The 26,886-nt window shown below is 66.0% G+C and carries 29 protein-coding genes and 1 riboswitch; of the genes, 16 read left to right on the top strand and 13 right to left on the bottom strand.

The features are described from left to right. Window position 1: 1 nt before the first annotated feature. A complete protein-coding gene (locus AC1ZV1_RS23295; protein ID WP_484293821.1) occupies window positions 2-1,303 on the bottom strand; it encodes an FAD-binding oxidoreductase in 1,302 nt (433 codons plus the stop codon). After that, window positions 1,300-1,701, bottom strand: a complete 402-nt coding sequence (locus tag AC1ZV1_RS23290; protein WP_484293820.1) for a GtrA family protein — start codon at window positions 1,699-1,701, stop codon at window positions 1,300-1,302. Before AC1ZV1_RS23290 ends, AC1ZV1_RS23295 begins: the two co-directional genes overlap by 4 nt. 39 nt (window positions 1,702-1,740) lie before the next feature. Here AC1ZV1_RS23290 and AC1ZV1_RS23285 point away from each other — a divergent pair, with 39 nt between their 5' ends. After that, complete coding sequence (locus tag AC1ZV1_RS23285; protein ID WP_484293819.1) at window positions 1,741-2,628, top strand: decaprenyl-phosphate phosphoribosyltransferase; 888 nt, start codon at window positions 1,741-1,743, stop codon at window positions 2,626-2,628. After that, complete coding sequence (locus tag AC1ZV1_RS23280; RefSeq protein ID WP_484293818.1) at window positions 2,625-3,044, top strand: divergent PAP2 family protein; 420 nt, start codon at window positions 2,625-2,627, stop codon at window positions 3,042-3,044. The genes AC1ZV1_RS23285 and AC1ZV1_RS23280 overlap by 4 nt, the downstream gene beginning before the upstream one ends. 62 nt (window positions 3,045-3,106) lie before the next feature. Here AC1ZV1_RS23280 and AC1ZV1_RS23275 read toward each other — a convergent pair whose 3' ends face one another. From AC1ZV1_RS23275 to AC1ZV1_RS23255, 5 genes are all read right to left on the bottom strand, one after another. Beyond that, window positions 3,107-3,805, bottom strand: coding sequence for a pirin family protein (locus tag AC1ZV1_RS23275; RefSeq protein ID WP_484293817.1), 699 nt, complete (start codon window positions 3,803-3,805; stop codon window positions 3,107-3,109). A 125-nt stretch (window positions 3,806-3,930) separates the two neighbouring features. Beyond that, window positions 3,931-4,698, bottom strand: a complete 768-nt coding sequence (gene tcyN, locus AC1ZV1_RS23270; RefSeq protein WP_484293816.1) for an L-cystine ABC transporter ATP-binding protein TcyN — start codon at window positions 4,696-4,698, stop codon at window positions 3,931-3,933. Further along, the gene (tcyL, locus tag AC1ZV1_RS23265) at window positions 4,695-5,369 is read right to left on the bottom strand and encodes a cystine ABC transporter permease (protein ID WP_484293815.1); all 675 of its coding nucleotides are present in this window, start codon (window positions 5,367-5,369) and stop codon (window positions 4,695-4,697) included. Before tcyL ends, tcyN begins: the two co-directional genes overlap by 4 nt. Continuing rightward, complete coding sequence (gene tcyJ / locus AC1ZV1_RS23260) at window positions 5,366-6,166, bottom strand: cystine ABC transporter substrate-binding protein (protein WP_484293814.1); 801 nt, start codon at window positions 6,164-6,166, stop codon at window positions 5,366-5,368. Before tcyJ ends, tcyL begins: the two co-directional genes overlap by 4 nt. Window positions 6,167-6,276: 110 nt before the next feature. After that, window positions 6,277-7,287, bottom strand: a complete 1,011-nt coding sequence (locus AC1ZV1_RS23255; protein WP_484293813.1) for a D-cysteine desulfhydrase — start codon at window positions 7,285-7,287, stop codon at window positions 6,277-6,279. A 256-nt stretch (window positions 7,288-7,543) separates the two neighbouring features. Between AC1ZV1_RS23255 and AC1ZV1_RS23250 the strand changes: the two genes are divergently transcribed. The 3 genes from AC1ZV1_RS23250 to AC1ZV1_RS23240 all read left to right on the top strand — a co-directional run bounded on the left by AC1ZV1_RS23250 (window position 7,544) and on the right by AC1ZV1_RS23240 (window position 8,736). Continuing rightward, window positions 7,544-7,978: a hypothetical protein gene (locus tag AC1ZV1_RS23250; RefSeq protein ID WP_484293812.1), complete on the top strand. Its 435-nt coding sequence runs from the start codon at window positions 7,544-7,546 to the stop codon at window positions 7,976-7,978. Window positions 7,979-8,076: 98 nt separating this feature from the next. After that, window positions 8,077-8,283: a hypothetical protein gene (locus tag AC1ZV1_RS23245; protein ID WP_484293811.1), complete on the top strand. Its 207-nt coding sequence runs from the start codon at window positions 8,077-8,079 to the stop codon at window positions 8,281-8,283. A 201-nt stretch (window positions 8,284-8,484) separates the two neighbouring features. Further along, the gene (locus tag AC1ZV1_RS23240) at window positions 8,485-8,736 is read left to right on the top strand and encodes a hypothetical protein (RefSeq protein ID WP_484293810.1); all 252 of its coding nucleotides are present in this window, start codon (window positions 8,485-8,487) and stop codon (window positions 8,734-8,736) included. A 55-nt stretch (window positions 8,737-8,791) separates the two neighbouring features. Here AC1ZV1_RS23240 and AC1ZV1_RS23235 read toward each other — a convergent pair whose 3' ends face one another. The 5 genes from AC1ZV1_RS23235 to AC1ZV1_RS23215 form a co-directional block, all read right to left on the bottom strand. Further along, window positions 8,792-10,792, bottom strand: a complete 2,001-nt coding sequence (locus tag AC1ZV1_RS23235; protein WP_484293809.1) for an acyltransferase family protein — start codon at window positions 10,790-10,792, stop codon at window positions 8,792-8,794. 262 nt (window positions 10,793-11,054) lie between these two features. Continuing rightward, a complete protein-coding gene (locus tag AC1ZV1_RS23230) occupies window positions 11,055-11,687 on the bottom strand; it encodes an ABC-type transport auxiliary lipoprotein family protein (RefSeq protein WP_484293808.1) in 633 nt (210 codons plus the stop codon). Further along, complete coding sequence (locus tag AC1ZV1_RS23225) at window positions 11,684-12,622, bottom strand: MlaD family protein (RefSeq protein WP_484293807.1); 939 nt, start codon at window positions 12,620-12,622, stop codon at window positions 11,684-11,686. Before AC1ZV1_RS23225 ends, AC1ZV1_RS23230 begins: the two co-directional genes overlap by 4 nt. Beyond that, window positions 12,623-13,408, bottom strand: a complete 786-nt coding sequence (locus tag AC1ZV1_RS23220) for an ABC transporter ATP-binding protein (RefSeq protein ID WP_484293806.1) — start codon at window positions 13,406-13,408, stop codon at window positions 12,623-12,625. Next, the gene (locus tag AC1ZV1_RS23215; protein WP_484293805.1) at window positions 13,405-14,550 is read right to left on the bottom strand and encodes an ABC transporter permease; all 1,146 of its coding nucleotides are present in this window, start codon (window positions 14,548-14,550) and stop codon (window positions 13,405-13,407) included. Before AC1ZV1_RS23215 ends, AC1ZV1_RS23220 begins: the two co-directional genes overlap by 4 nt. Before the next feature lie 130 nt (window positions 14,551-14,680). Next, window positions 14,681-14,902, top strand: a riboswitch (cobalamin riboswitch). A gap of 287 nt (window positions 14,903-15,189) precedes the next feature. On the opposite strand from AC1ZV1_RS23215, the gene cobO reads away from it, so the two are divergent. From cobO to AC1ZV1_RS23165, 10 genes are all read left to right on the top strand, one after another. After that, window positions 15,190-15,801 carry a cob(I)yrinic acid a,c-diamide adenosyltransferase gene (cobO, locus tag AC1ZV1_RS23210; RefSeq protein WP_484293804.1) on the top strand — a complete coding sequence of 204 codons (612 nt, stop codon included), beginning with the start codon at window positions 15,190-15,192 and terminating at the stop codon, window positions 15,799-15,801. A 28-nt stretch (window positions 15,802-15,829) separates the two neighbouring features. Next, on the top strand, window positions 15,830-17,122 hold the full coding sequence (locus tag AC1ZV1_RS23205; RefSeq protein WP_484293803.1) for a cobyrinic acid a,c-diamide synthase CobB: 1,293 nt from the start codon (window positions 15,830-15,832) through the stop codon (window positions 17,120-17,122). Then, the gene (gene bluB / locus AC1ZV1_RS23200; protein ID WP_484293802.1) at window positions 17,119-17,769 is read left to right on the top strand and encodes a 5,6-dimethylbenzimidazole synthase; all 651 of its coding nucleotides are present in this window, start codon (window positions 17,119-17,121) and stop codon (window positions 17,767-17,769) included. Before AC1ZV1_RS23205 ends, bluB begins: the two co-directional genes overlap by 4 nt. Further along, window positions 17,766-18,695 (top strand): adenosylcobinamide-phosphate synthase CbiB, encoded by a 930-nt coding sequence (gene cbiB, locus AC1ZV1_RS23195; RefSeq protein ID WP_484293801.1) that lies wholly within the window; start codon window positions 17,766-17,768, stop codon window positions 18,693-18,695. Before bluB ends, cbiB begins: the two co-directional genes overlap by 4 nt. Further along, a complete protein-coding gene (gene cobD, locus AC1ZV1_RS23190; protein ID WP_484293800.1) occupies window positions 18,695-19,696 on the top strand; it encodes a threonine-phosphate decarboxylase CobD in 1,002 nt (333 codons plus the stop codon). The genes cbiB and cobD overlap by 1 nt, the downstream gene beginning before the upstream one ends. 44 nt (window positions 19,697-19,740) lie before the next feature. Next, window positions 19,741-21,180, top strand: a complete 1,440-nt coding sequence (locus tag AC1ZV1_RS23185) for a cobyric acid synthase (RefSeq protein ID WP_484297617.1) — start codon at window positions 19,741-19,743, stop codon at window positions 21,178-21,180. A 53-nt stretch (window positions 21,181-21,233) separates the two neighbouring features. Continuing rightward, window positions 21,234-21,755, top strand: coding sequence for a bifunctional adenosylcobinamide kinase/adenosylcobinamide-phosphate guanylyltransferase (gene cobU / locus AC1ZV1_RS23180; RefSeq protein WP_484293799.1), 522 nt, complete (start codon window positions 21,234-21,236; stop codon window positions 21,753-21,755). After that, on the top strand, window positions 21,752-22,807 hold the full coding sequence (cobT, locus tag AC1ZV1_RS23175) for a nicotinate-nucleotide--dimethylbenzimidazole phosphoribosyltransferase (protein WP_484293798.1): 1,056 nt from the start codon (window positions 21,752-21,754) through the stop codon (window positions 22,805-22,807). Before cobU ends, cobT begins: the two co-directional genes overlap by 4 nt. Continuing rightward, window positions 22,804-23,391: an alpha-ribazole phosphatase family protein gene (cobC, locus tag AC1ZV1_RS23170; RefSeq protein WP_484293797.1), complete on the top strand. Its 588-nt coding sequence runs from the start codon at window positions 22,804-22,806 to the stop codon at window positions 23,389-23,391. The genes cobT and cobC overlap by 4 nt, the downstream gene beginning before the upstream one ends. A gap of 105 nt (window positions 23,392-23,496) precedes the next feature. Beyond that, window positions 23,497-24,219 carry an adenosylcobinamide-GDP ribazoletransferase gene (locus tag AC1ZV1_RS23165; RefSeq protein WP_484297616.1) on the top strand — a complete coding sequence of 241 codons (723 nt, stop codon included), beginning with the start codon at window positions 23,497-23,499 and terminating at the stop codon, window positions 24,217-24,219. A gap of 190 nt (window positions 24,220-24,409) precedes the next feature. Here AC1ZV1_RS23165 and AC1ZV1_RS23160 read toward each other — a convergent pair whose 3' ends face one another. Then, the gene (locus tag AC1ZV1_RS23160) at window positions 24,410-26,230 is read right to left on the bottom strand and encodes an acyl-CoA dehydrogenase C-terminal domain-containing protein (RefSeq protein WP_484293796.1); all 1,821 of its coding nucleotides are present in this window, start codon (window positions 26,228-26,230) and stop codon (window positions 24,410-24,412) included. 185 nt (window positions 26,231-26,415) lie between these two features. On the opposite strand from AC1ZV1_RS23160, the gene AC1ZV1_RS23155 reads away from it, so the two are divergent. Next, window positions 26,416-26,832, top strand: coding sequence for a MarR family winged helix-turn-helix transcriptional regulator (locus AC1ZV1_RS23155; protein WP_484293795.1), 417 nt, complete (start codon window positions 26,416-26,418; stop codon window positions 26,830-26,832). Window positions 26,833-26,886: the final 54 nt, after the last annotated feature.

Here is a 26,886-nt window from a genome sequence, read left to right as displayed (position 1 = left end):
TTCAGCTTCCTAGCAGGCGGCGGGACAGACCGGAGCTGATGCCCGGGTCGCGGTAAGGCAAGAATTCATTCAGCAGGGGGTAGCCGGACTCGAAGAGGTCACGCGGCATGCGTGCGTCCTTGGCCGGATAGAGGCGTCCGCCGGCTTCACGGACGATGGCGTCAAGCCGCTCGAGCAGGCGCAGGGTTCTCTCGCCTCGGTTCGGGAAGTCGAGGGCCAGGGTGACCCCGGGCTGCGGGAAGCCGAGCATGCCCGTCGAGCTGCGGGAGCCGAAGGTCTTGAGTACCGCCAGGAAGGAGCCTTCGCCCGAAGACGAAATGGCATCCAGCATGGCCTGCACGGCGTCTTGTCCCACGCTCCGTGGTACGACGCTCTGGTACTGGTAGAACCCGCGGGGGCCGTACATGCGGTTCCAGTCCTGCACATTATCCAGCGGGTAGGAAAACGGCTCGTAATGGGCGAAACCCCTGCCGGCTTTGAGCTGATTGAGGCGGTAATAGGCGGCGTTGAAGGGGTGCAGAGACAAGCCGTTGACCAGCGAAAGAGGAGGAACCAGTGGTACGCTCAATTTGCGGCCGCGAGGTGGCGCGAGTGAGCAACTCGGCGCCGGATTCGCACGCATGAAGATGCCGCGGCTGGCGCCGCGTGAGAGGCAGTCGATCCAGGAGACCGTTTGCTCCCAATTGGCTTCCGAGCTGTCGGCTAGGGCGAAGAACTCGGTCAGGTTGCCGTAGGGAATGGTCTCTGTGTCGAGCCAGGGGCCGGCCACGCGGCGCAATTGCAGCTGCGCTTCGACGATTAGCCCAGTCAGCCCGAGCCCACCCACCGTCGCGCGGAACCAGTCGGGTTCGGATTGCGGGCCGCAGTCCAGCGTCGAGCCGTCGGTTCGCAGCAGACGGATACGCTGCACATGATCGCCAAAGGAGCCGAGCACATGGTGGTTCTTGCCGTGCACGTCATTAGCGATAGCGCCGCCCACCGTTACCAGTTGAGTGCCAGGGGTCACTGGCAGCATCCACCCTCGAGGCACCAGCAATTGTTGTATGTCGCGCAGTAGTACTCCCGCCTCGCACGTCAGAAGCCCGTTGTCTTCGTCGAAGTGGATCAGGTGGTCCATGCCAGTGGTTAGCCAGAGTGTGCCGCCAGGGTTGAGGCAGCTGTCCCCATAGCTTCTGCCCATGCCGTGGGCAAGACCCGGTTGTTTGCTGGCCCCTATGAGCTGTGAGGCTTGGTTTGGTGAAACAATCGGAACGACATCATGAAGCGGCGCACCTAGGCGGCCCCAGGAGTTGACGGGTCTCATGCGGTCTCCATGCGGAACACGTAGCGCTTGTCCAGGTGGTACTTGGTGATATACCCGATCGCTAAGCCGATCGCGCCGCCCAGATAGCGCATGCCATCGGACTGGAAGAGATGCTGGAACGTGAGCTCGAAGCCCCAAAAAATGACTGTCGTTACCAGTCCCATGACGGTATAGAGGATGAAGGTCTGTCCGTCGTGGGCAGGGCTCTGGGCGCGAAAGCCGAAAATATATCGCTTGTCGAGAATGTACTTAACCACCAAGCCCACCCCAGTCCCCATTGCCACCGACAGGAGGATGGCGAAGGGGCCGTTGTACATTCGGACGACAATATCCTGCGAACCTATGTTTGCTGCGGTGGCGATTAATGCAAGAATTGTGTAGGTAAGCACCAGCTTCATGAAAAATCTTCTGATTTAGCTTCTCAAGGTAGGAATTTGATGCAGGAGTCGGCGATCACCCGTGCGTCGGGAGCTCAGTTGCGTGGCTTGATCAAACTGATGCGTCCCAAACAATGGGTCAAGAATGGATTCGTTCTCGCACCCCTGATTTTCTCAGGCGAGTTTCTCAGTTCCGCTGCGCTGAGTCACGCGTTGCTGGCTGTGCTGCTGTTCTGCATAGCGTCATCGGCGACATATGTTATCAATGATATGCACGACATCGAGCGAGATCGCTTGCACCCGGTCAAGGCGAAGTCTCGTCCACTTGCCGCAGGTGTTGTTTCGGTTTCGGCGGCAACGGTGTTGTTGGTGTTGCTGTATGGTTTGCTCGCAGTGGGATGGTTCCTAGCGCCCAAGGTGGTCGCAGTCATCGTGGCTTACATGCTGCTTAACCTGGCCTATACCTTCGTGCTCAAACACCAACCCGTGGTCGATATCTTCACTATCGCCATCGGCTTCGTATTGCGGGTATTCGCAGGCGCAGTGGCACTGAGCGTCCCGGTGTCGTCCTGGATGTTCGTCACCACGCTTTGCCTGGCCCTCTACCTGGCGGCGGTCAAGCGTCGCCAGGAGCTGAGCAAGAGCGGCGCCGGCGCTCGCGAAGTGCTTGGCAAGTACACCCTGTCGCTGGTCGATCGCTACGCGGAAATCTCCGCCACCGGTGCCCTGCTGTTCTACAGCATGTTCGTGATGTCGGCGAAGCCTGAGCTGGTGATCACGGTGCCGTTGGTGCTGTTCGGCTTGTTCCGCTACTGGTATGTGGTCGAGGCGCTCGATGGTGGCGAGTCACCCACTGACGCATTGCTGGCGGACTGGCAGTTGCTGCTGACGGTCATTGCCTGGGGAGGTGTCTGCATGTGGGCGCTCTGGCCGGGAATGCCGGCATGAGCACCTATGCGTACGTACTAACGCCGTTCCTGGCGTGGCTGGTCGCAGGCTGCAGCAAGTTCGCCATCAACAGCATCAGGGCCGGCAAGCCGGCCTTTGGGCTAATCGGTTACGGTGGCTTGCCGAGCAACCACAGTTCAATCGTCAGCAGCATGACGGCACTGGTTGCCTTCAAGCAGGGGCTGGATCAACCGGCATTTGGCGTTGCATTGACGCTGGCGTTCATCGTGATGCTGGATGCCAATAGCCTGCGCCAGCAGGTTGGGCGACAGGCCGCGGCTATCAACAGGCTTGCGCTGGATGCGGCCAGCCACAAGCCACTGCGCGAACGCATGGGGCATACCCGTGTCGAGATCGTGGCCGGGATTCTGGTCGGCATCCTGGTGGCCTGGGGTGTCGCGGCAAGCGGAATCTGAGTGTGGCCCCGTCATGAAAAGGCACGCCAAGCGGCGTGCCTTTTTCGTTACTGCCTCCAAGGTCAGGCGATATCCACCAGAATCACTTCGCTGTCCTCCAGCGCAGTGACCTTCACCACCGCCTCGTCGGCAATGGCGGCGCCATCGCGGGCCAGCAACTCGACGCCATTGACCTCGACCTTGCCGGTTGCAGGCACCAGATAGGCGCGGCGATCGCTGCCCAACTCATATTCGGCGGTCTGGCCGGCCTTCAGCGTGGCGGCGACCATACGGCCTTCGGCTCGGATGCGCAGGGCGTCGGTGTCGTTTTCGTAGCCACTGGCCAGCGTCACGAAGCGCCCGGCGCGGTCGCCCTTCGGGAAGGGTTTGGCGCCCCAGGACGGCGTGCCGCCGCGTACCGAGGGGATGATCCAGATCTGGAAGATCTTGGTGACATCCTTCTCCAGGTTGTACTCGGAGTGCACGATACCGGAGCCCGCACTCATCACCTGTACGTCGCCCGCTTCCGTGCGTCCCTTGTTGCCCAGGCTGTCCTGGTGGGTGATCGCGCCTTGGCGGACGTAGGTGATGATTTCCATCTCGCGGTGCGGATGCGGCGGGAAGCCTGTGCCGGCGGCGATTTCGTCATCGTTCCAGACGCGGAGGTTGCCCCAGTCCATACGCTCGGCGTCGTAGTACTCGGCGAAGGAAAAGTGGTGCTTGGCGTTGAGCCAGCCGTGGTTGGCGCCGCCGAGTTGCTGGAAGGGTCTGCGTTCGATCATGACTTAGTCCTCGTGGGGCGCGGCTGGCCGGTGGGCCAGTCCGCGCGGTTCATGGGACTATCTTCTCTCGCACGCGATCGATAAAAAAGCGCAAATATCGGCGGATATTGATCTATTAATTAGATCTAATTGGCGGCGCGTGTCTCGCCCTGATCGAGGAACTTGCTGAGGAACTGGCGGGTTCGCTCTTCCTTCGGATGGGCGAACAGCGCCTTGGCTTCACCCTGTTCGACGATCACGCCCTTGTCGATGAAGATCGCCCGGTTCGCGACGTCGCGGGCGAAGCTCATCTCGTGGGTGACGATGACCATGGTGCGCTTTTCCTGGGCCAGGCCGCGGATGGTCGACAGGACCTCGCCGACCAGTTCCGGGTCCAGCGCCGAGGTGGGCTCATCGAACAGGATCACGTCCGGCTGCATGGCCAGGGCGCGGGCGATGGCGACGCGTTGCTGCTGGCCGCCTGAGAGACGCTTGGGGTACGAGTCCTCCTTGCCGGCCAGCCCGACCTTCGCCAGCAACTGGCGGGCGCGCTCGATGGCCTGGGCGCGCGGCTCCTTCTTCACGATGATCGGACCTTCCACCACGTTCTCCAGCGCGGTGCGGTGGGGGAACAGGTTGAAGTTCTGGAAGACGAAGCCCACATGCTGGCGCAACTTGCGGATCAGCCCCTGCTGGCCGCTGAGTGGCCTGGAGGCGTCGATGAGGATGTCGCCGACCTGGATGGTCCCGCCGTTAGGGACTTCGAGGAGGTTCAGGCAGCGCAGCAGGGTGGTCTTGCCCGAGCCACTGGGGCCGATGATCGCGACCACTTCGCCGGCCTCGACGGTCAGGTCGATGCCTTTGAGCACCTCCTGGCCGCGGAACTGCTTGGTCAACTGGCGTACTTCGATCATGCGTCGTGCTCCTGGTCATGGCGGTTGACCCGGTCTTCCAGGCGGTTCTGCAGGTGCGACAGGATGCTGGCGAGTATCCAGTAGATCAGCGCGGCAGCGAGGTACATGGTGAAGACTTCGAAGGTGCGCGCAGTGATCAGTTGGGCCTGGCGGAACAGTTCCGGCACCTGGATGGTGGCGGCCAGGGCGGTGTCCTTGACCAGCGAGATGAAGCTGTTGCCCAGCGGCGGCAGGGCAGTGCGCGCGGCCTGCGGCAGGATCACCCGGCGCAGGGTCTCGGCGCGGGTCATGCCAATACTGGCGGCCGCTTCCCACTGCCCCTTGTCGATGGAGCCGATGGCGGCGCGAAGGATTTCGCAGACGTAGGCGGCCATGTTCAGCGAGAAGCCGATCAGCGCCGCCGGCAGCGGGTCGAGTTCGATGCCGGCCTGGGGCAGGCCGTAATAGATCATGAAGAGCTGGACCAGCAACGGCGTGCCGCGGAAGAACGACACGTAGATGCGCGCGATCCAGCGCACGGGAGTGAATCCGTACAGGCGCATCAGCGCCAGTGCGAATCCGAGCAGTAGTCCGAAGAACATACCGCCTACGCTGAGGACTACCGTGAAGACCGCGCCCTTCAGCAGGAAGGGCGCGGAAGCCAGCGCAAGCTGCAGGCTTGCGTCGATCATTGGGTCACGTCAGCCTTGAACCACTTTTCCGACAGCTGTTTCAGGGTGCCGTCTGCGCGCAGCTTCTCGATGGCCTTGTTCAGCGCCGCGAGCAGCTCCGGGTTGCCCTTGCGCAGGGCGATGCCGGCTTCCTGGCGAGCGAAGGGCGCTCCGGTGAGGGCCATGGCGCCATTGGTCTTGTTGACCATGTCGAAGGCGGCCAGGCGGTCGACAAGAATCACGTCGATGCGGCCGCTGCGCAGGTCCTGGAACTTGGTCGGGTCGTCTTCGTAGGTGCGTACGTCAGCCTGCGGCACGTGCTCCCGCAACCACTGCTCGTAGTTGGTGCCCAGGCCCACGCCGACCTTCACGCCAGCCAGCTTCTCCGGCGCGTCGTACTTGCCTTCGTCGCCCTTGCGCACCAGCGCCTGGATGCCCGAAACGGTGTACGGCTCGGAGAAATCGTACTTCTTCTTGCGCTCCTCGGAGATGGTTACCTGGTTGATCACTAGGTCCAGGCGCTTGGATTCCAGCGCCGCGAGGATGCCGTCCCATTTGGTCGGCTGCAGCTTGGCGGTGGCGCCCAGTTCCTTGGCGATCAGGTTGGAGAAGTCCACTTCGAAGCCGGCGAGTTTGCCGTTCTCGTCCTGGAAACTGAAAGGTGGGTAGGTACCCTCGAGACCGACGCGGACTTCACCCTTGGACTTGATCTGGGCGAGGAGGTCGTCGGCGGCCTGCGCCTGGCCAAAAAGGCTGGCGCCGAGGGTGAGGGTCAGGCTGGCGAGCAGGAAATGACGTCGCAGTGCGGAGAAGGTCATGGTGGTCCCCGTTTTTGGTGTTTTAAGCAGGTTAGTCAACGCGTGGCGACTATATGGGCAGAATTGTTATGCAATAAAATAATAAAAAATTACATACCTAGTTCTGAGTGTTAGGTAGGCCAATTCGCCGAATGGTAGGCAAACAGCGCCGGTGAACCACCGGTGTGCAAGAACAGGATAGGTCCGGGTTTCACGAAGCGATCGCGGCGGATGCCGTCGAGCAATCCGGCCATGGCCTTGCCGGTGTACACCGGATCCAGCAGCAGCCCTTCCTGGCTCGCCAGCAGGCGCAAGGCCTCCAGCGTGCCCGCATTGGGTTCGCCGTAGCGCGGGGCGAAATACTCGTCCCACAGTTGTATTTTCGGCACTACCGGGGCGTCGTGACCAAGCAACTCCAGCGTGCGCTCGACCAGTCCCTCGACCTTCGGTCGCTGCGCCGCATCGCTGCGCGAGACGGTGACGCCAATGACATCCAGTTTTGGCAGCGACTCGGCCAGCGCGATGGCCAGGCCCGCATGAGTGCCGGCGCTGCCGGAGGCGAGCACCACGGCAGAAAACTCCTGGCCGCTACCATGAATCTGCTCCGCCAGTTCCAGCCCGGCGCGTACGTAGCCGAGGGCGCCCAGCGCATTGGAACCGCCAATGGGCACGATGTAGGGCTTGCGGCCTTCGCGGCGCAGGCGTTCGCCGGTTTGCGAAAGCAGTTCGTCCGCGGTATCGAGGTTGGGCACGAGTTCGACGTCGGTGCCGAACAGGTCCAGCAGCAGGCGGTTGCCGTTGCTCAGATAATTGCGGTCATCGGTGCCGATGGGATTTTCCAGCAGCGCCACGCAACGCAGGCCGAGCTTCGCCGCGACGGCGGCGGTCTGGCGCACATGGTTGGACTGGATCGCGCCGGCGGTTACCAGCGTATCGGCGCCGGCCTGCAGGGCGTCGGCGGCGAGGAATTCCAGCTTGCGCACCTTGTTGCCGCCCAGGGCGAAGGGCGTGGTGTCGTCACGCTTAACGTACAGCTCGCGACCCAGGTGTGCGGAGAGTCGCTCCTGCTTGTCCAGCAGCGTCGGGCCGCCAGTCAGGTCGAGGCGGGAAAAGCGGGCGAGGGCTTGGCGCAGGGCGCTCATGGCGGGTACTCGGAGTGGCGGCGGGAAGCCTCACCATAGAGTGCGGACCAGCACGCCGCAATGTGGCCGGCGGACGCGTGACGCGGGGCTGCACGGGAATGTCGCGCGGTGATCCGCGTTCGTGCCGCGGAAATCTCCAGGGGCTGTGAATCAATGTGCGGACAGCGGCGCGACGAACCGCTACGCTCCACGCTCAGATCCGGGCTTTTTTTAACCGGGCGATAACGAAAACAGGAAAACCAGGGCGGGAAATCCGATGACTTCAGCAGTACCTTCACGCGCCTCGCTGCAACGCTGGACACTCCAGTTGCTCGGCGCATTGGCCCTGATGCTGGGGCTGAGCAGTCCGGCGCTGGCGGACCGGGTGATACCCTCGGGAATGATGGTGGGCTTCGTCGACAGCGCGGTGTATCCGGTAATCACCCTGAAACGGCCGAAGCCCAGCCTGCTGCGCCAGGTCGTCACGCTTGGGCTGTACAACAAGACCGTGAGCTATCCGCTGTCGGTCTCCATCCGCATCCGCGATGAGAATAACCGCTTCATGGTCTATGGCATGCTGCCGAAGATCAGCGGCAAGTTCGTCGGCCTGAAGATGGGCCTGGACAGTCGGATCAGCCAGATCTGGGTGATGACTGAAGCAGAAGCGACCGAGTACGTCACCCGTCCGGACACGCTCTTCCCGCCGACCTGACAGATGCTGCCCGTGCCGCTCGCGCGGACGGGCAGCCGGAGCAGGGCGAGTTCGGCTATCATGTGCGCCGTTTCATACCTTTCAGAACCGGTCTACCCATGACGTCCTCTCAGCAGCCGCCCCGCGACGAAAGCGCCGACAACGCGCAAGAACACCCCACGCTCTCCCTGGCCGAGCTGGCCAAGGCCGCCCTTGCTGCGCAGCAGCAGGCCAATGGCGCCTACCAGCACCGCAAGACGCACGACAAGGCAGAGTACCGTCCGCCACACCCGCGCGGCTCGCGTCGCTCCATGGGCAAGCGCTGAGATAACCTCTCATCTGAAACACCGTCAACCAGCGCGCTTGCGGGGAGCGCTGGCTGAACTGCGACGACCGTTTCAGGTCGTATTCGCATCCGCCGGGCCAGGTCGGCTGGCAACTTCCCGCTCTCGCGAATACGTCAAGGATCGACAGCTGCGTCCCCCGTTGCCATGGCTGCAGGGGCGCCTCGCGTCAAAGGAGAATCAATGAAAGTCCTCGTTCCCATCTTCTCGCTGCTGACGCTCGCCGGCTGCATCACCATGACCGGCAACTACGAGGTCACCGCTCACGACGAGTCGGGCAAGGAGCTGAGCAAGGGCAAGTTCCTCGCCCACGGCAGCGGCATCTACACCGTGCGCAATTCGCTCTGCTCGGTTTACCCGAAGGCCATCGTTACCATCAGGGACGTGGAATCGGAACAGGAACTGGAAGGCGAAAGCCCCTATCACTGCCATTGAAGCCAAAGCCCGGCGAATGCCGGACTCTGATCGATTGCGATGCGGCTGGTGCCGGTCAGAGCGGCGATTGCTCTGTCTTCCTGGGCGAAGCGGCATGACCCTCACCGGCGAGACGCTCAACGAAGATCGGCTGGAACATCGGTACCAGCAGGCGATTGCCGAATTCGCTCAGGTGATCGTCGTCGTAGTACAGCGGACGGCCGTCGCGGCTGGCCGAGCATTGCTGGCCGTCGCACAGGTAAGGGGTCGGGTCCAGAAGGTGGGCACCGCACTGCTGGCTGGCAACATCCTGCACCTGGCTGACGAAGGCGTTGCGCTGACGGTAGGTCTGCTGGCTCACGGACAGCTTGCGCTCGCGCTGGAGCAGCATGGCTCGGCCCATGGCCTCCGGCACGCGCACGCCCATTTCCGGGGTTGGACGGACCAGGTACAGCGGATGATTCATTGCCAGCGCGCAGGCAGTGGCCACATAGTGCTCGCGGTATTCGGCCAGTAGTGCCTTGCTGGCGGTGTCCTCGGGCTCGTCGAAATACAGTTTCGGTTTGTTCGGTGTCTCGTCCGCCTCGCCTGGCAGGCCACCGAAGAGGTAATAGGACGCCCGGTTGATCACGATCACCGGGGTGCCCGGCAGGAGACTGGCCTGGCGTTGTTGCAGGTGGCCGAGAATCTTCTGGCAGATTTCCTGCTTGGGCGTGTCCAGTTGGGCGCCGAAGATGATCGGGCAGCCGCTGGTGCCGATGAACAGGACGCCGTCGTTGGGGGAGGGCAGGCTGGCGACGATAGCATTCACGATGGCCTGGGCATGGCTGTCGCCCAGCACGATGGCACGGGTGTGCGGGCCGCCGTACTGGCATTCGGTCCTGGCGTCGCATTCGTCCAGGCGCGGGTTGCGGTTATCGCGCTCGTCATCCACGCGTTGCACGGCCTCGGGCAGACGATTCGCAAAGTCCGCCTTGCGCACCACCTTTGCCGGCCCCATCACCACCAGCATGGCTGCGACCGCAGCGGCAGTCGCTGCCATTGGCCGCAGGTTGCCAAGGCGGTGGCCGCTGGGCTGCTCCACCCAGTGGTAGGACAGGTGCCCCAGCACCAGCGTCAGCGCCAGGCCGACGGCGATTGCCAGTGGCTGTCGGGACAGCTCCAGGTAGGCCAGGGCCACTACGACCGGCCAGTGCCAGAGATAGATCGAGTAGGAGCGGATTCCCAGCCATTGCGCGAGGCCATTGGCGGTCAGGCTGGCATCGTCACGCCGTGCCAGCAGCACCAGCGCGGCACCGCCGACCGGGATCAGACTCAGCAGGCCCGGCCAGCTCATCTCCGGTGTGATGAGCAGCAGCGAGCCGATGATCAATCCCATGCCGGCTCGCTCTATCCAGACGCTCTGGCGTGCGCTGGGTTGCCAGCGTGCCTGGATCAGGAAGATGACGCCGCCGGCCAGCAGTTCCCAGGCACGGGCGGGGAAGAAGTAGAACGCCTGTGAAGGGGCCTTGTCGGCCAGCAGGATGCAATAGCCCAGGGAGGCCAGCGCCACGGAACCGAGCAGCGCCAGCATCCAGCGGTGCCCGCCGAGCCAGCGCCACGCGGCCACCAGCAGCAGTGGGAAGAGCAGGTAGAACTGCCACTCCACGGACAGTGACCAGGTGTGCAGCAGCCACTTGTCATGGGAGGCCACGTCGAAATAGCCGGCTTCCTTCATGAACATGCGGTTGGAGGTGAACAGCACGCTGCCCCACACATGCTTGCCCAGCCGCTGGTAATCCGATGGCAGCAGGAAGAACCAGCCCAGGGCCAGCAGCACCGCGCAGAGCACCAGCAGTGCCGGCAGGATGCGGCGCGCACGGGCGAGGTAGAAGTTCCAGAAGGAGAAACCGGCTGGGGCAGCCAGGGCACCCAGGATGATGCCGGTCATCAGGTAGCCGGAGATGACGAAGAAGACATCCACGCCGACGAAGCCGCCGGTAAAGCCGCTGATACCGAAGTGATACAAAACCACCGCGACAACCGCCCAGGCCCGCAGGCCGTTGATGTCGTGGCGGAAACTGCCTGGACTGCGCAACGAAGGTTCCTCGAACTGCAAATCGGGCGCTGCAAGCCGGGACAGCACCATGCGAGAAAATTGGACGCCGCCGGTTGGCCCGGCGGGGCGCGGAAATGTATCTCGCCTGATACGTAAATGCTATCAGCGGGGCACTGATGCTCCGACAGATGTTGTGCAGATTTTGTACAAAATATGAGCAGATTCCGTGAAGGAAGGTTCCGTCGGATTCGGCTATCCCTGGGCGCCCATGAAAAAGGCCGGCGAAAGCCGGCCTTTTTCATCAGGGCGTGGAGGGTGGTGTGGTGTGTTGTCGCTGCCCTTGCTGCAGCGTCCACTGCACTACCTGGTCGGATAACTGGTCGGCCGCCTTGCCGAAGGCGCTGACCACGTCGGGCACCTGTTTGCCATCCACCGGCTGGCTGACCTCGAAGGTGCGCGAGGCGATGATGCGTTGCCCGAGGGTGCGGACCAGGCGGGCGTCGTAACGGATGTGGATCACCGGCTTGCCGTTCTGGTATTCGCTCTGGAAGGCGCGCAGCTCGCCCGTCAGGTCGAAGTCGGCCTGCAGGCTGGTCTCGTCACTGCTCAGGGCAGCGATGCTGCCGCTGGCGGTGAAGGCGTCGAGCAGGCGATCACGCAGCAGGCCCGGGGCGCGGTTGCTCCAGCGCGCGCCCTGGTAGCTGCTCAGTTGGTTGCCCTGTGGCACCACGGCGATGCGGTTGCTATCCAGCGCCAGGCTGGCGGTGGGGGCGCTGACGCGCAGGGACCAGTTCACCGCGGCGTTGCTGCGCGCGGGTTGCTGGGTTGCCGGCAGCAGGTAGAAGTCCGGGCTTTCCGCTTCCGGGAGGATCGAGCAGGCGCCCAGCAGGCTGATCAGGGCGACGGCGCCGAGCACGCGGGGAAGGGCGGTCATGGCTGGAACTCCTTGTTGCGCTCGCGGCCGAGCAGGTAGCCGGTGGGGTTTTCCTGCAGGCGGCGGGTGACGCCACGCAGGTCTTCCAGGGTGGAGCGCAGTTCGCGGACCGCCGGGCCTATCTCGCCCAGGCCATTGAGGCCGCCATTCACCGAGTCGTAGTTGCTGTTCAGCAACTGCTCCACGCGTTCACTGCTGGTGCGCAGGGAGGCGAGGGTCTTCTGGGTGTCGTCGAGGATGTCCTGGCCCTTGCCGCCCAGCGTCTGGTTGGCGCGTTCGAGCAACTGGCTGGCGTTGGCCAGGGTGATGCGCGCCTGCTCGCTGGCGGCGGCCAGTTCCTTGAAGGTCTGGCGGATGTCGTCGCGCTGCTCGGCGACCACGCCGGTGGCCTGGTCGATGTGGTCGAGGGTGCGGCTGATGCGGTCGACGTTTTCCTGGGAGAACATGCGATTCACGTTGTTGATCAGGTTGTTGATGTTGGTGGCGATGTCCTCGCCGTTGGCCAGCAACTTGGCGAAGGGCGAGGGGATGGTCTTGATCACCGGCACCTCGCCGTCCTTGCCGGTCAGCGGCGGGCTGTCCTGGGCGGCGCTGGAGAGCTGGATGATGGCCTGGCCGGTCACGCCGGTGAGGGCCAGCTTGGCGCGTGTGTCTTCGCGGATCGGGGTGCTGTCGTAGACGCGGATGCGCGCGCGGACTTTGCGCGGGTCGTTCGGGTCCAGGCGCAGGGACACTACGTCACCCACGCGGATGCCGCTGTACTGCACCGTGCCCCCTTCGGACAGGCCGGTCACCGCCTCGTTGAAGATCACGTCGTAGACCTTGTACTTCTGGTCGTTGCTCGACTGCGCCAGCCAGAGAGCGAAGAGCAGCGCGCCGATCGACACGACCAGGGTGAACAGGCCGATCAGCACGTGATGGGCACGGGTTTCCATTCAGCTTTCCTCCCGCAGGTGTTCGGTGGCCTGCAGCGCGGCACGGCCGCGCGGGCCGTGGAAGTAGTCCTGCACCCAGGCGTCGTCGGTCTGGGCGACCTGGTCCAGCGGCCCCACCACCAGCACGCGTTTCTGCGAGAGCACGGCGACGCGGTCGCAGATGGTGTAGAGGGTGTCCAGGTCGTGGGTGACCAGGAACACGGTGAGGCCGAAGGCGTCGCGCAGGGTCAGGATGAGTTGGTCGAAGGCCGCCGCGCCAATCGGATCGAGGCCGGCAGTGGGTTCGTCGAGAAACAGGATATCCGGGTCCAGCGCCAGGGCGCGGGCCAGCGCGGCGCGCTTGACCATGCCACCGGAGAGCTCGGCCGGGTACTTGGCGCCGGCGTCCGGCGGCAGGCCGGCGAGGGAGATCTTCACCTTGGCGATGAATTGCGCATCGGCGCGGGATAGCCCGGCGTGCTCGATCAGCGGCAGGCAGATGTTCTCGCTCACCGTCAGCGAGGAGAACAGCGCGCCATTCTGGAACAGCACGCCGAAGCGTCGTTCGAGCTTCGAGCGCTCCAGCGGTGGCAGCGCCGGCAGGTTCTGCCCGAACACGTGCACGCTGCCCTCGCTGGGTTGGCGCAGGCCGATGATGCTGCGCAGCAGGACCGACTTGCCGGTACCCGAACCGCCGACCACGCCGAGGATCTCGCCTTTCAGTACGTCGAGGTCCAGGTGCTCGTGCACGGCGTGGGTGCCGAAGCGGTTGGCCAGGTCGCGGACGACGATGATTGGCTCGCTCACCAGCCCATCTCCATGAAGAACAGCGCGAACATCGCATCCAGCAGGATCACCACGAAGATCGACTGGACCACGCTGGACGTGGTGTGCTCGCCCACCGACTGCGCGCTGCCGCTGACGCGGAAGCCTTCCAGGCAGCCGATCACGGCGATGATGAAGGCGAACACCGGGGCTTTGACGATGCCGACCAGGAAGTGCTGCACGGCGATGTCGTTCTGCAGCATGTAGAGGAACATGCGCGGCGAGATGTCCAGGCTCAGTGCGCAGACCACGCCGCCACCGAAGATGCCGGAGATCATCGCCAGGAAAGTCAGCATCGGCAGGGTCAGCAGCAGGGCAAGTACACGCGGCAGTACCAGCAGCTCGACGGGATCCAGCCCCAGGGCCTGGATGGCGTCGATTTCCTGATTGGCCTTCATCGAGCCGATCTGCGCGGTGAAGGCACTGGCGGTGCGGCCGGCGAGCAGGATCGCCGTGAGCAATACACCGAACTCGCGGAGGAAGGAGAACCCCACCAGGTCGACCGTGTAGATCGCCGCACCGAACTTCTGCAGCACCGTGGCGCCGAGGAAGGCCACCACGGCGCCGACCATGAACGTCAGCAGGGCGACGATCGGCACCGCGTCCAGCCCGGTTTCTTCCATGTGTGCGGCCAGCGAGGTCAGTCGCCAGCGACGCGGACGCAGCAGGTTGCGCAGCAGCGTCTGCAGAGTCAGGCCGATGAAACCCAGCACGCCGATCAGATGGTCCTTGAACGTGAGCGAGGCGATGCCGATGCGCTCCAGCACATCGACCAGCGCATTGCCGGGCGGCGGGGCCTTTTCGTCGAGCCGGCACTGGGTGATCGCGCTGCCGACGGTTCGCAGCAGCGCCTGGCGTTCGGCGGGCAGGTTGCGGGCGATCTGCTCCAGCTGGCTCATGCGCGCGCCGCCGATGATCTCGGCGAGCAGGGCGGCGCCGGCGGTGTCCAGCGCCCCAAGACCGGTGAAGTCCAGCGCGCCGGGCGATTCGGCACTGCGCTGTGCGGCCACCTGAGCCTCGAGCGTGGCAAAGTGCGCGAGCGTCCAGTCACCGCTGACATGCATCAACGGCGGGGTGGCGGACGTGTCGTACTGAAGCTGGCCGGGTTGGGCGGTCGTCGTCATGACTCGCATTCTAGCGAACTTACGCGGCCTGACCACTTGACTTGTGTGAGGCTTTCTAGAGCCCTTGCCGCCTCGCGCAAGGAGCCCAGCGGCAGTCTGTTCAATTGACGCCCCAGGCCGCCAGCCACTAAGCTGCGCGCCTGCTTCAGGTGCTCTCGGCGCAAGCCGCGAGTGAAACAGGGAAGCCGGTGAAGTCGATGCGTTCGACCATTCCGGCGCTGCCCCCGCAACGGTAAGCGAGCTTCGAACCGCAAACTGCCACTGTGCCTCGGCATGGGAAGGCGCGGTTCTTCGGAAACGCCAGACGCTTCCTCTCGCAAGCCCGGAGACCGGCCTGCTGCATCGCATGGCATCGCGGGAGGCGCTGCCGACGCCGGCCCTGCGCCGCGCGTTGCCGTCCTCCGCCTGCCCCGACTGGTCAGTGCCGCGCGGGTGAGAGCGGCGGAGAATCCTTCAGGTGAATTCCCTATTCCTCAGGTCGACAGCCCTCGTGCTGGGCGACCACTGCTGCATGGCGCTTCTGCGTGCCTGCGGTGCATCCCTGCCCATTCCATCCCCCGTTCGCTGCCACCCGGCTGGCAGCCTGACGGCTGTGCCATCCCGTTCATCCGTACAAGCCGTTTCAGAAGGAACCTTGCCATGACTGAATCCCCGGAAAAGGACGAGCGCCATCGCTCGCGCATGCAGCGCAAGAAGGCGGTAGTCGACGAGAAGATCGCCCAGGCCCAGGGCGAGCGCGGCGTGTTTCTGGTCAACAGCGGCAACGGCAAGGGCAAGAGCAGCTCCGCCTTTGGCATGGTCGCCCGCGCGCTGGGGCACGGCATGAAGGTGGGCGTGGTGCAGTTCATCAAGGGCGCCGCCACCACGGGCGAGGAGGCGTTCTTCCGCCGTTTCCCCGAGGAAGTCAGCTTCCACGTGATGGGTGAAGGCTTCACCTGGGAAACCCAGGACCGCCAGCGCGACATCGCCAAGGCGCAATTCGCCTGGGACGTGGCGCGCCAGTTGCTGGCCGACCCCGAGGTCGGCCTGGTAGTCCTGGATGAGGTGAACATCGCGCTCAAGCACGGCTACCTGGAACTGGACACGGTGCTGGCCGATATCGCCGCCCGGCCGCCGATGCAGCACGTGGTCGCCACCGGGCGCGGTGCGCAGCCGGCGATGCTCGACGCCGCCGACACCGTGACCGAGATGGGCCTGGTGAAGCATGCCTTCAAGGCCGGTATCAAGGCGCAGAAAGGGGTGGAGTTCTGATGCCGTTCGTTGTGGCGGAGCGTGCCCGATGACCTCGCGCCAATGCCCCGCACTGTTGATTGCTGCCCCTGCATCCGGCCAGGGCAAGACCACCGTGACCGCCGCCCTGGCGCGCCTGCACACCCGCCTCGGGCGCAAGGTGCGGGTGTTCAAGTGCGGCCCGGATTTCCTCGATCCGATGATCCTCGCCCGCGCCAGCGACGCGCCGGTCTACCAGCTGGACCTGTGGATGGTCGGTGAGGACGACAGTCGTCGCCTGCTCTGGGAAGCGGCCGGCGAGGCCGACCTGATCCTCATCGAAGGCGTGATGGGCCTGTTCGACGGCTCGCCCTCGGCGGCCGACCTGGCGCGTCGCTTCGATGTGCCGGTGATGGCCGTGATCAACGGCCAGTCCATGGCGCAGACCTTCGGCGCCATGGCCGTTGGCATGGCGACCTACCAGAGCGACCTGCCGTTCTCCGGCGTGCTTGCCAACCGCATCGGTAGCCAGCGTCACCGCGACCTGGTGCGCGACAGCCTGCCGGAGTGGATTCGCTGGTATGGCGCGCTGCCGCGCGATACCGACGTGGAACTGCCCAGCCGCCACCTCGGCCTGGTGCAGGCTGATGAGCTGGCCGACCTCGACGTCCGCCTGGACGCCGCTGCCGATGCCCTGGCCGCCAGCGCGAGCACCGAACTGCCGCTGCCGGTGAGCTTTGCCGCGCCCGAACCGCGCAGCGAGTCTTCCCGCCTCGATGGCGTGCGCATCGGCGTGGCGCGGGACAACGCCTTCGCCTTCCTCTACCAGGCCAACCTCGACCTGCTGCGTGAGCTGGGCGCCGAGCTGGTGTTCTTCTCGCCGCTGCGCGATGAAGCGCTGCCGGACGTGGACAGCCTCTACCTGCCGGGCGGCTACCCGGAACTGCACCTGCAGGCGCTGGCCGAGAACCGCGCTATGGCCCAGGCGATCCACGCCCACCATGAGATGGGCAAGCCGATCCTCGCCGAATGCGGCGGCATGCTCTATCTGCTCGACGCGCTGACCGACGTGGCCGGCGAGCGTGCCGAATTGCTCGGTCTGCTGCCGGGCGAAGCACGCATGCAGAAACGTCTCGCCGCGCTGGCGCTGCAGGCGGTGGCGCTGCCCGAAGGCACCCTGCGCGGACACACCTTCCACCACTCGCTGCTGACCAGCAGCGAAGCGCCGTTGGCTCGTGGTGTCTGTCCCAACGACAAGCCCGTGGCCGAAGCGGTGTTCCGCCGTGGCCGGCTTACCGCCTCCTACATCCACTTCTACCTGCCGTCCGATCCGGATGCCGCAGTCGCCCTGCTGAAACCATGACCGAGCACGCCTACAGCCTTGAAGAGCGCGCCGCGCTCTACCGCGTCATCGCCGAGCGCCGCGACATGCGCCACTTCAGTGGGGGCGAAGTGGCGCCCGAACTGCTCGCGCGCCTGCTCGAAGCGGCGCACCAGGCGCCCAGCGTCGGGCTGATGCAACCGTGGCGGTTCATCCGCGTCACCTCGCGGGCGCTGCGTCAGGCAATCCACGGTCTGGTGGAGGAGGAGCGCGTGCGCACCGCCGAGGCACTGGGCGAGCGTTCCGACGCGTTCATGCGGCTCAAGGTCGAGGGCGTGCTCGATTGCGCCGAAGTGCTGGTGGCCGCGCTGATGGATGGCCGCGAGGCGCACGTCTTCGGCCGCCGCACCTTGCCGCACATGGACCTGGCCTCGCTGTCCTGCGCGATCCAGAACCTGTGGCTGGCCTCGCGCGCCGAAGGCCTGGGCATGGGGTGGGTATCGCTGTTCGACCCGGCTGCGCTGGGCGACTTGCTTGGCCTGCCGGTCGGTGCCGAGGCGGTGGCGGTGATCTGCCTCGGACCGGTCAGCGAGTTCTACCCGGCGCCCATGCTGGCCCTGGAAGGCTGGCGCCAACCGCGCGCACTCGGTGAACTGCTGTACGAGAACCACTGGGGAGAACAGCCATGAGCCTGGCCCTGCTGAGCGTCCTCGGCGTTGCGCTGGATGCCCTGTTCGGTGAGCCGAAGCGCTGGCATCCGCTGGTGGCCTTCGGGCGCCTGGCGGATCGGCTGGAGCGGCGGTTCAATCGTTCCCGCGCCGACGCCGGCAAGGACACTCCCGGCCTCGGCTGGCGCAGCCACGGCGTCACCGCCTGGATCATCGCCGTCATCCCGCTGACCCTGATCGCGCTGCTGCTCAGCCTGCTGCCCTATGTCGGCTGGGTCGTGCAGGTGCTGGCGCTTTACGCCGCGCTGGGCCTGCGCAGCCTGGGCGAGCACGCCGAGCCGGTAGCGCTGGCCCTGCGCGCCGGTGACCTGAACGAAGCACGCCTGCGCGTGGGCTACGTGGTCAGCCGCGAAACCGCCGAGCTGGACGACACCGCCGTGGCCCGCGCCGCCACCGAATCGGTATTGGAGAACGGCAGTGATGCGGTGTACGCCGCGTTGTTCTGGTTCGTCGTCGCCGGCGCGCCGGGCGTGGTGCTCTATCGCCTGAGCAACACCCTCGACGCCATGTGGGGCTACCGCAACGCGCGCTTCGAACGCTTCGGCTGGGCCGCGGCGAAGATCGACGATGTACTCAACTACCTTCCGGCGCGCCTGGTGGCATTCACCTACGCGTTGCTCGGCCACACCCGTCTTGCCCTGCGCTGCTGGCGCACGCAGGCACCGCAGTGGGACAGCCCCAACGCCGGCCCGGTGATGGCGACTGGCGCGGGTGCGCTGGGCGTATCGCTCGGTGGGTCCGCCCGCTACCACGGCGAACTCCATGAGCGCCCGCAGCTGGGCGAAGGCCCGGCGCCGACCGCCGTGGACATCTGGCGCGCGCTGGCCCTGGTGCGCCAGGGCGTGCTGCTGTGGCTGGTGGTCATCCTCATTCTGGGAGTGCTCTGATGCTCGAACATGGCGGTCGGTTGCGCAAAGCGGCGCAGCAATACGGCATTCCGCTCGCCGAGTGGCTGGACCTGTCCACCGGCATTTCGCCCTGGCCCTGGGCGCTACCCAGCGTGCCGACAGCAGCATGGATGCGCCTGCCCGAGGACAGCGACGGCCTGGAAGCTGCCGCGCGCCGTTACTACGGCGCCGAGAAGCTGCTGCCGCTGCCCGGCAGCCAGGCGGCGATCCAGTTGCTGCCGCGCCTGCGTCGCCCGGGCAAGGTCGGCGTGGTTTCGCCCTGTTATGCCGAGCACGCCGAATCCTGGCGTGCCGCCGGGCACATCCTGCGCGAAGTCAGCGACCAGGAAGTTCCCCATCACCTGGAGCGCTTCGACGTGCTGGTGGTGGTCAACCCGAACAACCCCACCGGCCGGCGCATCGAGGCCGGCGTGCTGCTGGAATGGCATGCGCGCCTGCAGGAGCGCGGCGGCTGGCTGGTGGTGGACGAAGCCTTCATGGACTGCACGCCCGAGCACAGCCTGGCACCGAGCTGCGCGAGCCGTCCGGGTCTGATCGTATTGCGCTCCTTCGGCAAGTTCTTCGGCCTGGCGGGTGCCCGCCTGGGCTTCGCCTTCGCCGAACAGCGCCTGCTGGACAGCCTGGCGAAACTGCTCGGTCCCTGGGCGGTGAGCGGACCGACGCGCTGGGTCGCGCAGGCGGTGCTGGGCGAGCTCCAGGAACAGATCCAGCGCCGCCGTGACCTGCATGACGCCAGCCGGCGCATGGCCGGGCTGCTCGGCGAGCATGGCTTCGCCCCGCAGGGCGGCACGGCATTGTTCCAATGGGTGGTGTCGATGCGCGCCCATGCGCTGCGCGATCACCTGGCGCGTCAGGGCATTCTCGTGCGGCTGTTCGAGACGCCCGCCAGCCTCCGCTTCGGCCTGCCGCCCGACGAGAAGGGCTGGGAGCGCCTGGAGCATGGCCTGCGCACCTTCAATCAGATGGAGAGCCTGCGGTGAGCGGCGAGCAGCGCGCGACCCTGAGGGGGCAGGGCACGACTCTGATGGTGCAAGGCACCACCTCGGATGCTGGCAAGAGCACGCTGGTGACCGCGCTGTGCCGCTGGCTGCGCCGACAGGGCGTGGCGGTCGTGCCGTTCAAACCGCAGAACATGGCGCTGAACAGCGCGGTGACCGCCGACGGCGGCGAGATCGGCCGCGCCCAGGCGGTGCAGGCGCAGGCCTGCCACCTGGCGCCGCACACCGACATGAACCCGGTGCTGCTCAAGCCCAACAGCGACACCGGCGCCCAGGTGATCATCCATGGTCGCGCGGTGACGAGCATGAACGCCGTGGCCTACCACGACTACAAGCGCGTGGCGATGCAGGCGGTACTCGAGTCCCACCAGCGCCTGTGTGCGCAGTATCCGGTGGTCATGGTGGAGGGAGCGGGGTCGCCGGCGGAGATCAACCTGCGCGCCAACGACATCGCCAACATGGGCTTCGCCGAGGCGGTGGACTGCCCGGTGATCCTGATTGCCGACATCGACCGAGGCGGCGTGTTCGCCCACCTGGTCGGCACGCTGGAGTTGCTCAGCGAGAGCGAGCGGGCGCGGGTAAAGGGCTTCGTCATCAACCGTTTCCGCGGTGACATCGCGCTGCTGCAGAACGGCCTCGACTGGCTGGAGGAGCGTACCGGCGTGCCGGTGCTCGGCGTGCTGCCGTACCTGATGGACTTCCACCTGGAAGCCGAGGACGCCATCGACACCCGCCAGTCTGCCAAGACCGGCGAGCGCCTGCGCGTGGTGGTGCCGGTGCTGCCGCGCATCAGCAATCACACCGACTTCGATCCGCTGCGCCTGCACCCGCAGGTGGAGCTGACCTTCGTCGGCCCCGGCCAGCCGATCCCGCCGGCGGACCTGATCATCCTGCCCGGCTCCAAGAGCGTGCGCCCGGACCTGGCGTTCCTCCGTGCGCAGGGCTGGGAAGAGGCGATCCGTCGTCACCTGCGCTACGGTGGCAAGCTGCTGGGTATCTGCGGCGGCTTGCAGATGCTCGGTCGTACCCTGGCCGACCCGCATGGCCTGGAAGGCGCGGCGGGGGAGAGTGACGGTTTCGGCCTGCTGGATTTCCGCACGGTGCTGGCGCCGGAGAAACAACTGCGCAACGTCAGCGGCCAGCTGGCGTTGGAGAACGCTGCGGTGAGCGGCTACGAGATTCATGCTGGCGTCACCGAAGGCCCCGCGCTGGCGAGTCCTGCCGTGTGCCTGAGCGATGGCCGCACGGATGGCGCGTTGAGTGCCGACGGCCAGGTGATGGGGACGTATCTGCACGGGCTGTTCGAGTCCACCACCTCCTGCTCGGCGCTACTGCGCTGGGCCGGGCTGCGCGACGTGCAGCGCATCGATTACCACGCCCTGCGTGAACGTGACATCGAGCGCCTGGCCGACCAGATCGAGGCGCACCTGGATACCGCGCGGCTGAAGTCGCTGTGCGGGCTGTAGCTTTTCGCAGGAGCACGCTGGCTCCTGCAGGTCGACGTTTGCGTGGAGGCAACATGCTTGAACTGATCCTCGGCGGCGCCCGTTCGGGCAAGAGCCGCCTGGCCGAGCGCCTGGCGCTGGAAAGCGGCTGGCCGGTCACCTATGTCGCCACGGCGCAGGCCGGCGACGGTGAGATGTCCACGCGCATCCTCCAGCACCGCGAGCGTCGCCCTGATCACTGGGGGCTGGTAGAGGAGCCGCTGGCCCTGGCCGATGCGCTGGAGCGCCTGGCGGCGCCGCAGCATTGCGTGCTGGTGGACTGCCTGACCCTGTGGGTCACCAACCTGCTGATCCATGAAGACGGCTGGCGTCTGCGCGGCGAGATCGATGCGCTGCTGGACGTGCTGCCGCAACTGCCCGGGAGAATCCTCCTGGTCAGCAACGAAACCGGGCTGGGCGTGGTGCCGATGGGTGAGCTCAGCCGCCGATATGTCGACGAGGCCGGCTGGCTGCACCAGTCCCTGGCCGAGGTCAGCGAGCGCGTGGTGTTCACCGTTGCCGGCCTGCCCATGGTGCTGAAGGGGGAAGCGTTATGAGTCTGCAATGGTGGCTGCAAGGCACCCAGCCGATCGACCGCGTGGCGCAGGACAAGGCCGCCGCACGCCAGGACCAGTTGACCAAGCCGCGTGGTGCGCTGGGCCGGCTGGAAGAGGAGACCATTCGCCTGGCTGGCCTGCAGGGCCGCGAGCGACCGGGCCTGGAACACCTCTGGATCGCGCTGTTTGCCGGTGACCACGGCGTGGTTGCCGAAGGCGTGTCGGCCTACCCGCAGGCGGTGACCGTCGAGATGCTGCGCAACTTCGTGCGCGGTGGTGCGGCGATCAGCGTGCTGGCCCGTGACCTCGATGCGCGCCTGGAAGTGATCGACCTGGGCACCGCGACGCCGCTGGAACCGCTGCCGGGGGTGCTGCACGTGATGGTCGGTGCCGGCACCGCGAACTTCACCAAAGAGCCGGCGATGACTGCTGCCCAGTGCCTGATTGCGCTGGAAGCCGGCCGTGAATCCGTGCGCCGCGCGCAGCAGGCGGGTGCCGAGTTGTTCATCGGTGGCGAGATGGGCATCGGCAATACCAGTTCCGCCGCGGCCCTGGCCTGTGCCCTGCTGGATGAGCCGGCTCAGGCGCTGGTCGGCCCCGGCACCGGGTTGGACGCCCAGGGCGTGGCGCGCAAGGTCGGGGTGATCGACCGCGCGCTGGCGCTGCACCGCGTCCATTGCGACGAGCCCTTCGAGGCACTGTGCCGCCTGGGCGGCTTCGAGATCGCCGCGCTGGCGGGCGCTTATCTCGCCTGCGCGCAGAAAGGCATCCCGGCGCTGGTGGACGGTTTCATCTGCACCACGGCGGCGCTGTGCGCCACGCACCTCAATCCCGGTTGCCGCGACTGGCTGCTGTTCGCCCACGCCGGTGCCGAGCCGGGGCATAACCGTGTCCTGGCCGCGCTCGACGCGCAGCCGTTGCTGGACCTCGGCCTGCGCCTGGGCGAGGGCAGCGGCGCGGCGCTGGCGGTGCCGCTGCTGCGTCAGGCATGTCGCCTGCACTCGGGCATGGCGACCTTCGCCGAGGCCGCGGTGTCGGACCGCCCTGCATGACGTTGCGCCTGGAACTGCTGCGCCACGGCGAGACCGAGCGCGGCGGTGGTTTTCGCGGCCGCCTGGACGATGCGCTGACCGAAACCGGCTGGGCGCAGATGCGTGGAGCACTGGGCGATGAGTGCCGCTGGTCGGCGCTGGTCAGCTCGCCTCTGCAGCGTTGCGCGGCGTTTGCCGAGGAGCTGGCGGTGCGTCACGGCCTGCCGCTGGGTTTCGAACCCGGCCTGCAGGAGCTGGATTTCGGCGAATGGGAAGGCATTTCGCCAGCTAAGCTGATGGAGAGCGATCCTGTGGCTCTGGAGCGTTTCTGGACCGATCCCTACACCTTTCCGCCGCCGGGTGGCGAGGCTATGGGCGACTTCGAGTCCCGCGTCTTCGCGGCGCTGGAGCGGGTCTACCGGGCGCATGCCGGATCGTCCGTGCTGGTCGTCACCCACGGCGGTGTGATGCGCCTGTTCGGCGCCCTGGCCAGCGGCCTGCCAGCGAAACGCTTGCTGGAAGTGGTGGTAGCCCACGGCGAACGCATGGCGCTGGACGTGACGCGCACGGGCGACGGCTGGCATATCCACACGGCGCAACCCTGAGTCGAGCCCCTGATGACCACTCCACACCCGGAACGCGAGCAAGCGGCAACCGAGCCCGTCGAGCAGAGCGGGGCGGACGCGCGCGCCGCCCAACTCAGCGACTGGCTGCTGCCGCTGGTGGCGGTGCAGTTCCTCACCCGGTTGCCGGTGCGCTTCGCCCACATGCCGACGCCGGAGCAGTTCGGCCGCGCCACGCTGTACTACCCGCTGGTGGGCCTGCTGATCGGTGCCGTGCTGTTCGCCATGGGCGAACTGCTCAGCGGCGTGCACCTGCTGTTGCAGGCCGCGCTGATCCTGCTGGTGTGGGTGGCCTTCACCGGCGCGTTGCACCTCGACGGCCTGGCTGATACCGCGGATGCCTGGATCGGTGGGCTGGGTGATCGCGAACGCACCCTGGCGATCATGAAGGACCCGCGTTGCGGCCCGGCAGCGGTCGTTGCGCTGGTGCTGTTGCTGCTGCTGAAGTTCGCGGCGATCACCGCCATTCTTGGCAATCACCAGCACTGGGGCCTGCTGCTGGCGCCCTGGCTGGGGCGCTGTGCGCTGCCGCTGCTGTTCTTCACCACCGACTATGCGCGCAAGGGCGGGCTGGGCCAGGCGCTGGCCGATCACCTGCCGCGCGTCGCGATGCCGTGGATGCTGGCAGCCAACGCTGCGTTGATGGTGCTGGCGGGGCTTACCGGCATGCTGGCGCTGGTGGTCGCGCTGGTGGTGTTCGTCTGGCTGCGCAGCCGCTTCATTTCCCGCCTGGGCGGCACCACCGGAGATACCGCCGGGGCGATGCTGGAAATGATCGAGTGCGTGGTGCTGGTGGCACTGGCGCTCTAAAAAGCACGCCGGCATTACGCGGGAATTTCGTCGCGGCGCTTGAGTTTTTTCCCTCTCCCTAACCCTCTCCCTGAAGGGAGAGGGGACTGTACGGCATCAAGCGACACACTTTCCTCGCCGGCAACTCCGAACGGCTCCCTCTCCCTTCAGGGAGAGGGCGGGGGAGAGGGTTGCACTTCGCATCGAACGTTCAATCGAAGGCGAAATGCTCCGTCTTCAGGCCCATGATCGACCGCACCGGCTTCGCCATCGCTGCCGCATGGCTCTTGGCGCGCGGCAGCAGGCGAGCGAAGTAGAAGTCGCTGGTGGCGATCTTCGCCTTGTAGAAGTCGCTCGACTCGCTGCCACCCTGGCGCAGGCGCCTGCGCGCGGCGGCTTCCTGCAGCGCCCAGGAATACGCCAGCGCGGCATAGCCAGAGAACATCAGGTAGTCGTGGCTGGCGGTGCTCACCAGGTCGAGCTGCTTGCGGGCGGTGAGGGCGATGCGCATCGTCAGCAGGTTCCATTGCGCGCAGAGTTTCAGCAGCGTCAGCGCCCGGCCGCGCATGGCCGGCTCCTGCTTGAGCAGCTCCACGGCGAACGTCGCTACCTGCCGGGTGAAGTCGCGCACGGCCTTGCCCTGGGTCATCAGCAGCACCTTGCGGCCGAGCAGGTCCAGCGCCTGGATGCCGGTGGTGCCTTCATAGAGCGTGGCGATCCGCGCGTCGCGGACGATCTGCTCCATGCCATGCTCCTTGATGTAGCCGTGGCCGCCGAACACCTGCATGCCGAGGTTGGCGCTCTCCAGCCCCAGTTCGGTCAGGCAGCCCTTGAGGATCGGCGTAAGGAATCCGAGCTTGTCGTCCCAGCGGTCGTACTCGGCGTTGTCGTTTGTCAGCAGGCCCTGGATCATCTTGTCGGCGTACTGGGTGGCCAGGTAGATCAACGCGCGGCCGCCCTCGGCCACGGCCTTCTGGGTCAGCAACATGCGACGCACGTCGCCGTGGTGCATCAGGCTGTCGGCGATCTCGCCCGGCTCCTTGGTGCCGGAGAGGGCGCGCATGGAGCGGCGCTCACGGGCGTAGGCGAGGGCTCCCTGGTAGGCCAGCTCGGCGGTGGCGACACCTTGGATGGCGGTGCCGATGCGCGCGCTGTTCATGAAGGTGAACATGCACTCCAGGCCCTTGTTCGGCTCGCCGATCAGGTAGCCGGTGGCGCCGTCGAAGTTCATCACGCAGGTGGCCGAGGCCTTGATGCCCATCTTCTTTTCCAGCGCGCCGCAGGTCACGCCGTTGCGCGGGCCGAGGCTGCCGCCCTCACCCGGCAGGAACTTCGGCACAATGAACAGCGAGATGCCGCGCGTGCCCTTGGGCGCGTCGGGCAGGCGCGCGAGAACGATGTGCACGATGTTCTCGGTGAGATCGTGCTCGCCGGAGGAGATGAAAATCTTGGTGCCGGTGATCGCGTAGCTGCCGTCGGCGTTGGTTTCCGCGCGGGTCTTCACCTGGCCCAGGTCGGTGCCGCACTGCGGCTCGGTCAGGCACATGGTGCCGCCCCAGCGGCCTTCGGTGAGCGGAGTGAGGTAGGTCTGTTTCTGTTCCTCTGTGCCGTGCTGCATCACGGTGTTCATCGCGCCCAGCGACAGCCCCGGGTACATCGAGAAGGGCCAGTTGGCGGTGCCCATCATTTCCTGCTTGAGCGCGCCGAGGCTCATCGGCAGGCCCTGGCCGCCGTATTCCACCGGGTGCGACAGGCCCTGCCAGCCGCCGGCGACGTAGGCGTCGTAGGCTTCCTTGAAGCCCTTTGGCGTGCGCACTTCGCCGTTTTCCAGGTGGCAGCCTTCCTCGTCGCCGCTGTGGTAGAGCGGGGCGATCACTTCCTCGCAGAGCTTGGCGCACTCGCCGAGGATGGCGTCGACCATGTCCGGCGTGGCTTCGCCGCCGTTGACCAGGTTCTGGTAGTGGCTGGGGAAATCGAAGACTTCGTTGAGCAGGAAGCGGGTGTCGCGCAGCGGAGCTTTGTAGACGGGCATCGGGGACCTCGGACCGTGATGCGCCCCGCCGAAAGCGCGGGGCTGGATGGCCGCAGTTATACGACCGGTGCCCGGTGATGCCCTTGGCTGCGTCAACGCCACCCGCTGGCAGATGGGACAATCGGTCGCGCCGGCCAATGACCGTCGCTTGACCGAGCTGGAGTTGCGGGTATATACACGTATCCATGCTGACCACCCAATGCCTCTGCACCAAACTGCGCCGCTCCGCCCGCGCCGTGACCCGCGTCTATGACGATGCCTTGAAGGGTGTCGGGCTGACTACTGCGCAATTCTCCCTGCTGCGGCACCTGTCGCGCCTGGAGCAGCCGAGCATCTCCGACCTGGCCGATGCCATGGGCCTGGATCGCAGCACGCTGGGGCGCAACCTCAAGCCGCTGGAGGCCGATGGCCTGGTGAAGCTGGAAGAGGGCGAGGATCAGCGCAACCGGATCGTGGTACTGACGCCGACGGGGCTCGAACGTATCGTGCGGGGTCGGGATGCCTGGGACGCCGCGCAGCAGGACGTGGCTTCGCACCTGGGCGACGAGAAGCGCCGTCAGCTGGAAGCCTTGCTGGATGAACTGGCCGCGCTGGAGAGCTAGCGGCGGCCTGCGTGCAAAGTAGAAGAACGAATAAAAGCGGGTATATACCCGTGC

Source organism: Pseudomonas sp. BB438 (genome assembly GCF_057180225.1).
The sequence above is the reverse complement of the archived record's forward strand: the minus strand, read 5'-3'. Positions and strand labels throughout refer to the sequence as shown.